Raw genomic sequence first — 6,415 nt, forward strand, 5'->3', positions numbered from 1 at the left:
GGAATGTCACGCACATCGCTCAATCCATACTCTCCCCCCAAACATCCAACTTTGATTTTCTAATTTATTAGAGCAGAACTGAATTTATGATCATCACATCGCCTCTACTCGCACCGTCGAAATTACTACATAATGAGCAAGCTATCCTAATAAAATGGGGATTATACCAAGTTTTTTGGGAGGGACAAAGAGCATGGTAACTGTCAGCTTATGCATGATTGTCAAAAACGAAGAAGAAGCCCTTCATACCTGCCTGAAATCAGTTCATGATCTGGTGGATGAGATGATCATCGTGGATACTGGCTCTACCGACAGAACCCAAGAGGTCGCTGCATCATTTAACGCTCGTATATACCATTTTGAGTGGTGCGATGATTTCTCCGTTGCCCGCAATTATGCGTTTGATCAGGCAACGCAAGAATATCAATTTTGGCTGGATGCCGATGACATACTGGAAGAAAAAGATCGATTATCCTTTCTCAACTGGAAAAAACAAGCCACCCTCTCCTATGACAGTATTACCATGGATTATGTACTTTCCGTAGATGAACAAGGACAGCCGTTGTATAAGCTCAAAAGAAACCGCATTGTACGGCGTGATCGCAGATTCAGATGGATCGGATTTGTTCACGAATTTCTGAATGTCACAGGCAGCACCTTTCACAGTGATATGGCTGTGACCCATAAAAAAACGCGCCCTCACTCCGACCGTAATTTGAACATATATCTCAAGCAGCGGGAAAGAGGCACCGTTTTTTCGGAACGAGATCACTACTACTTCGCCAATGAGTTATATGATAACGGGCGTATACTAGAAGCCATTCAGCAGTACGAACACTATCTGGAGCTGAATCGAGGGTGGACAGAAGATCGGATTGCTGCCTGCTTTAAGCTAGCGGATTGCTACGGTCGCCAAGAACAAAAACAGAAGCAACGTATGGCTCTACTTCGCACACTTACCCTTGATGTACCACGCGCCCAATTCTGCTGTGTTTTCGGCAATTTGTTCATTGAAGATGAGCAGTATGCTCAAGCTATTTATTGGTTTCGTCAAGCGACGCTGATCAAGCCCTCGGAAGATGTAATGGCCTTAACCAATTCGTCGTACTATACCTGGTTTCCACACTTGCAATTATGCCTGTGTTACGACCGAATCGGCGACATCGAACAGGCAAAATCGCATCATCGCATAGCTCAGTTGCACCATCCCACTCATCCAAGCGTCTTATACAACGAGCAGTATTTTGCACAACTAGAGCAACAGAAATAAGGAAGACGAACATTGGCTAAAAGCAGGTACTTGCCAGTTGCCGTCCGGGATTTCCCGCTCTGAAGTTAACATTCATACTGTGCTGGGCGTATTTAAAAAAGTCGATTCCTCTTATAGGGAATCGACTTTCCTGATTTAAAATTCGTGATATAAAATAGTAAAAAGTCGCCCCTCTTTATATCATTCCAGGTGTTTTTCAAACCACGTGAGCGAATCTTTCAGGGCTTTTTCCGGATTTCATCACATACCTTCTATCCAATAATTCCAGACCTAGATATCCCTTATAATCTATACCGTTAAGTTCCCTTAGTACTTCCGTCATTGCTAATTTGCCTTCCCCGGGCACCAGATGTCCTCCAGGATTACCATCCACGAAATGTACATGCATTAAATTATTTCCCAGTTCCCTTATAAAATCATGAATGGTATCCTTTCCTGTAGTTTCCATCACATCTGTATCCCCTAAACCTTTTAAATAAGGACTCCCCACTTCTTTTATCATCTTGGAAATGTGCTTGGCTGTATTAAACACCTGTGTAGTAAAAGAGGTAAATGCCTCCATAGGAAGGTAAATCCCCTCTTTTTCTGCTGTTTTACATATTTCGCCTAAAGATTCTCTGCACCATTTCCACATTTCTGTCTCATCAACATCCAAGTAGGCGATGCCTGTGGTCACCAACACTTTGTCACATTCCAGCAAAGATGCAACTTCGATATGCCGACAAAAAAACTCAATACTTCTTTTTCTATACTCCGGATCAGGATGACTGATGCTTACCGGGTAGACATACTGCTCAGGGGTAAAGCAGATCGTCTTTAACCCTCTTTCTTTTACTTTTTTATTTAATTTTTTTATATCCTGATACGTAAAATAGTCTAAATGAAGATGTGGACCTGAAGCCCACAATTCAATATTTTGGAATCCAAGCCTTGCAACAGAATCTAAAAAATACTCCAAAGAATATCTTTTATAATGATAGTTTGCAGCCGCCACTTGTGATATCTGTATCATAATAATTAGATACCTCCTTTTTACACGACGCTATATTAAAACGCTTCCAAGTAAAGTAGCTAATATTACAGATATAATAATATTAATCATTCCAGGTATCATAAAACTGTGGTTCAATACATATTTACCAATTTTAGTCGTACCCGCTGTATCAAAAGATATGGCAGCAAGGCACTGAGCAGATACTGGTAAAAAGAAGTTTGCATTTACAGCCATCCACGCTCCAATGATGATGTAGGTAGGCAAATCAAGTGCAATGGCAATAGGTATCATAATTAATGTTGTGACACCTTGGCTCGTAGTTAAAGCAGCAACGATAAACATGATAACGGCCAGCATCCACGGATGGCTATTTACAATCGTAGCAACATGATCTTGAATAAAAGCGGTTTGTCCGTTAATAAAGGTACTGCTCATCCAGGCTAACCCAAAGGCACAAACCATAGCCAGCGCCCCTGCCCTGAATATGGGTCCGTTAAGAATTGTTTCAATCGCAGGACGGCATACGATAATAATCATAGTAGCGCAGACTAGCATAATCATTTCAATGGTATGCGGCATTGATAGACTAGTAACCTCGCCATTCAGCACCCAGGATGGACGCAGCTGAGTAAACATGCCCATAATAACAATGGCTAAAACCCCCATCAAAAAGAGAATAACAGCGGCTTTCGCTCCTTTTGAAGTTTCTTTTTTCTCAGCCTTCTTTTCTGATTTTTCAATTAAACCTTCTGCCAATCTATGCAAATATTCCGAATCTTCAGATAATTCTTTCCCTTTACGCAACGTACACACCGCACTTGTAATGACACCTAAGAGTGTAGCAGGTATGGAAATGGCCAAGATAGTTCCCAAACTTACTCCAAGGGGTGACATAAATCCAATCATAGCAGCAGTAGCTGCTGAAACCGGTGAGCAAGTTACTGCCTGCTGAGAAGCAATGATACTATTTGAAATGGGTCTTTCCGGCCTGATATCATTATCAATGGCAAGCTTATTGATAATAGGCAATAAACTGTATACAACATGCCCGGTTCCTGATAAGAAGGTAAATAACCAGGATATGATTGGAGCTATGATTGTAATATTCTTAGGTGACTTACTAAGCATTTTCTCTGCAATCTGGACGAGTAAGTTAAGTCCGCCTGAAGACTGCAGCGCAGAGGCGGCCAATACAACCGCTAAAATAATCAGCATTACATCAATGGGAGGAGCCGCTGGTTGGACATGAAAGATAAATACAAAAATCGCTACGCCCACTCCACCGAGCAAGCCCATAAAAACATCGCCAACTCTAGCGCCGAAGAAAATGAGTAAAAAGATGATCAATAGCTCAAACCAAAACATAAGAATTCTCCCTTTTTTTGATTTTACGAACTTTACCGATCTTCATTATCTACAAGGGCGTAGCCGCCCTTTGTTGAATACGCTTACAAAATTCTTATCATGCCTAGTCTTCCGAGTCAGAACAACAAATGGGTGTGCCGTGGCCAAAAGCTCCGTTTATCTGGCATATTTTAGCCGCAAAAACTGCTCCTTTTTCCATGCTTGCTTTGATACTCCGAAGCATATCCTCATCTTCACCGTAGAAAATCTTACCGGCTTTAGAGCTTCTAATCATCTCTACAATAAAAGCGGTTATATAAGAGTCCCCCGCTCCCATCGTATCCACGGTATCCGTCAATACTGCCGGCTGGTGCATCCATTGATCTTTATAGAGAGCAAATGATCCATTTTCCCCCACAGTACCAATCACTATTTTAGAACCAAATTTCTGTGCTTTTAGCATTTCTCTTTTTCTTTCACCTTCCGTTAATTGACTGCATGAAAGGAATGAAATGTCCGCATACCGGCATATTTGTTCCAAATATTCATCATTCCAGCGTACCGAGAAATCATAGGAGATAGGCACATTCGTTTTTTTTAATGTTGCGAGATCCTGCTCTATATAGCTATTTAGACTAGTATGAATTACGGAGAAGTTTTCAATGTAGTTCAAGTCATTTTCCGTAAAATCCCATGCCTTTTCCTTTGCAATACCGCCTTTATTGGAGCCCAGAAATACACGATCACCGTCTTCCAATGTAACCCGTGCATACCCATTTTCCCCTACAAAAATCCGGCAATGGTTATGTTCTATCTCTAAATCGTCTATAACCTTTTGAATATACTGAGCTATAGGATCATTACCAAACTTCCCTAAATAAGATGCCTCCATCCCACACATTCTGGCATATGCACAAAAGTTCAAGGCATTTCCACCAGGGTACATCATACCCTGGTGGACATATTTATCTACTACATTGTCACCGATGCCAATAACCTTATATTGTTCCATAAGAATATCCCCTCTAAAGGTTGCTAAAAGATTAATATTCAACCTTCCACATATATCTACGAGTTGTAAGCGGATGCGCTCTTTCAACGGCCAAAGCTTGATTATAAACGGGGTAAACATTATTAAATAAGGAATGATTGAAGTAATCAACCACAGAGCTGTCAATGGTAGACAGTCCCAAATCCTTTGCGTCTAACACCTCTACCCTCTGGGTATAACGGTTAAGGAACTTTAACGCTCTTTCATCTAAAGGTCGGGTACTTCCTTCAGAGACCTGAATGACAAATGGTATTTCAGCATCAGTAATCTCAAATGGCCCATGGAAATATTCACCTGAATGTATGCTGGAAGAGTTGATCCATTGCATCTCCATAAAAATGCAGATGCTTTGCATATAGGCAGCCCCGTAACCAGCTCCGCTTGCCATGGTGTAGATTACGGAATCATCTTTATGATTTTTCGCAAAAGCCAGAGCACGTTTTTCCACGTGTTTGCATGCATTTTTAACAATTCGATCTATTTTTCCTACTCCGTCCAGGAATTTTTTATAATGCTCATATCCCTCGGTCTGATTTAATACCTCTACCGCCGTCATTAGTGCTTTCATGGTTTTCTCGCGGGCAATATCTTTGCCATCCCCAAATGTGTACTTCACCACATAGTCTGCTTGTTCTGTAATAGGAGAATCTTCAACCCATGTTAATGCAATAACTGGAACTCCTGCTGTTTTACCTAATTCTGCGGCCTTCACAGTCTCTGGTGTATTCCCTTTATGTGATGCCACTACCAGTACTGAATTTTCTCCAAATGCTCTAGGTGTGTTATGCACAAACTCATTACTGGTATAAAGTCCTACCTTAACTTCCTTTGCTTCTTTTTCAAGAAATGTTTTTGCAGGATAAAAAGCACCATAAGAGCCGCCGCAAGCTACATAATATACCTGCTTAATACCGCCAGCCTCTTGTTTATTTGCTACAATTTCTTCAATAATTTTTTTGATTTCCATTATCATTTCCTCCTTGTATGATACATTTCCTTGTTTTCCATTCCACACCGGTGTATGTATTGGAATGTTATAAACAAACAATAACACAAAACAATACATGAGGCAATAACACTTTACTACTTTTTCTAGAGTACTGCTTCAATTCCCCCGATTTTTAAAGGATAAACCCCTTATTGCAAGGGCTTACAAGCTATTCATAAATTGTATATGCTGTTATAATATAAGCATGCTGATATAAAACAATATAATACATTTATAAAAACTTGATTTGGAGGTTGAACTGCATGATTGATCATTCAGAATCTTCACCGTTATATAGACAGCTGCAAGAAAAAATTTTAGATTCCATCCACAACGGTACCCTAAAACCAGGAGACAAACTCCCTACAGAATTAGAATTAAGTGAAGCCAATAATGTGAGCCGTGTAACTGTCCGTGCGGCACTTGATTTCCTTACCTCTGAAGGTTATTTGGTACGGATTCCGGGAAAAGGAACATTTATTACAAAAGATAAAATCAAAAAAAATGTCGTAGAGACCATTGGATTTAGCGATACTTGTAAATTACAAAATAAAGTGCCTGGTGCAAAAGTAATAAAATGCGTGATTGAAGATGCTACAGCATCGGATCAAGAACATTTAGGTTTAATGCCAGGGGATAAAGTTATCAATATAGAAAGAATCAGGTATGCTGACAATGTGCCGGTATCTGTAGAGTATTCACGTTTCCCTTCTTCTTTTTCTTTTTTGTTACAAGAGGATTTAAATAATATATCTCTTTATGATATTT

The 6,415-nt window shown here is 40.2% G+C and carries 6 protein-coding genes; 2 read left to right on the forward strand and 4 right to left on the reverse strand.

What is annotated here, in order from left to right; all coding sequences use genetic code 11:
* The first annotated feature begins 193 nt into the window (after positions 1–193).
* Positions 194–1,270: a glycosyltransferase gene (locus ACQQ6X_RS18745; RefSeq protein ID WP_305166536.1), complete on the forward strand. Its 1,077-nt coding sequence runs from the start codon at positions 194–196 to the stop codon at positions 1,268–1,270.
* A 196-nt stretch (positions 1,271–1,466) separates the two neighbouring features.
* Here ACQQ6X_RS18745 and ACQQ6X_RS18750 read toward each other — a convergent pair whose 3' ends face one another.
* The 4 genes from ACQQ6X_RS18750 to ACQQ6X_RS18765 form a co-directional block, all read right to left on the reverse strand.
* Positions 1,467–2,282 (reverse strand): sugar phosphate isomerase/epimerase family protein, encoded by an 816-nt coding sequence (locus tag ACQQ6X_RS18750; RefSeq protein WP_305166537.1) that lies wholly within the window; start codon positions 2,280–2,282, stop codon positions 1,467–1,469.
* Between the two features lie 30 nt (positions 2,283–2,312).
* Positions 2,313–3,629 (reverse strand): anaerobic C4-dicarboxylate transporter family protein, encoded by a 1,317-nt coding sequence (locus tag ACQQ6X_RS18755; RefSeq protein WP_305166538.1) that lies wholly within the window; start codon positions 3,627–3,629, stop codon positions 2,313–2,315.
* Positions 3,630–3,732: 103 nt separating this feature from the next.
* On the reverse strand, positions 3,733–4,662 hold the full coding sequence (locus ACQQ6X_RS18760) for a PfkB family carbohydrate kinase (RefSeq protein WP_305166539.1): 930 nt from the start codon (positions 4,660–4,662) through the stop codon (positions 3,733–3,735).
* On the reverse strand, positions 4,652–5,626 hold the full coding sequence (locus ACQQ6X_RS18765) for an SIS domain-containing protein (RefSeq protein ID WP_149036015.1): 975 nt from the start codon (positions 5,624–5,626) through the stop codon (positions 4,652–4,654). Before ACQQ6X_RS18765 ends, ACQQ6X_RS18760 begins: the two co-directional genes overlap by 11 nt.
* 284 nt (positions 5,627–5,910) lie before the next feature.
* Here ACQQ6X_RS18765 and ACQQ6X_RS18770 point away from each other — a divergent pair.
* Positions 5,911–6,415 (forward strand): GntR family transcriptional regulator (locus tag ACQQ6X_RS18770; RefSeq protein ID WP_430493479.1); only part of this gene is annotated, 505 nt, incomplete at its 3' end.

This window comes from Paenibacillus ottowii (genome assembly GCF_050516475.1).
In the GTDB taxonomy this organism is placed as follows: Bacteria; Bacillota; Bacilli; order Paenibacillales; family Paenibacillaceae; genus Paenibacillus; species Paenibacillus ottowii.